This window comes from Bradyrhizobium sp. BR 10261 (genome assembly GCF_019455395.1).
GTDB lineage: Bacteria > Pseudomonadota > Alphaproteobacteria > Rhizobiales > Xanthobacteraceae > Bradyrhizobium > Bradyrhizobium manausense.
Map to the genome: position 1 here is coordinate 1 of NZ_JACOFQ010000074.1, position 735 is coordinate 735.

1 protein-coding gene is annotated in these 735 nt (G+C 67.1%); it reads left to right on the forward strand.

Features of this window, described 5'->3' with window-relative positions; all coding sequences use genetic code 11:
• A partial coding sequence (locus HYH07_RS36180; protein WP_220006921.1) for a methyl-accepting chemotaxis protein occupies window positions 1–735 on the forward strand: 735 nt, incomplete at both ends.

A 735-nucleotide genomic window follows, 5' to 3' on the forward strand; every position in this document is an offset into this window, starting at 1 on the left:
CGGCATCTCGCGGCCGATGATCGCGATGTGCAAGGCGATGCGTGAGCTTGCCTCGGGCAATTTCGACGTGGTGCTGCCCGGCCTCGGGCGCAAGGACGAGATCGGCGAGATGGCCGGCGCGGTCGAGGAGTTCAAGCTCCAGGCCGTTGCCAAGGCCGAGCGCGACGCCGCCGCCAGCGAAGCCCAGAACAGGGAGCAGGCCGCAAGCCGCCGCGCCGAGCTGATCCGCTTTGCCGACGATTTTGAGAGCGCTGTTGGTGCGATCGTGTCCAACGTTTCGGCATCCGCCGTGCAGCTTGAATCGTCTGCATCCACGCTGACCCGTACCGCCGAGACCACGCAAACCTTGTCGAGCCAGGTCGCCGGCGTCTCCGAGCAGGCCTCGAGCAACATGCAGTCGGTCGCGACCGCGACGGAAGAGCTGTCGGCTTCGGTCGAGGAGATCGGCCGCCAGGTCCGCGATTCCAGCCGCATTGCCGAGGCCGCCGTGATGCAGGCGAAGGAAACCGATGGCCGCATCGGCAAGCTCTCGCATGCGGCGCAGCAGATCGGCGAGGTGGTCAAGCTGATCACCGCGATTGCCGAGCAGACCAATCTTCTGGCGCTGAACGCGACCATCGAGGCGGCGCGCGCCGGGGAAGCCGGCCGCGGCTTTGCGGTGGTCGCGAGCGAAGTGAAATCGCTGGCGAGCCAGACCGCGAAGGCCACCGACGAGATCTCCTCGCATATCGCGGG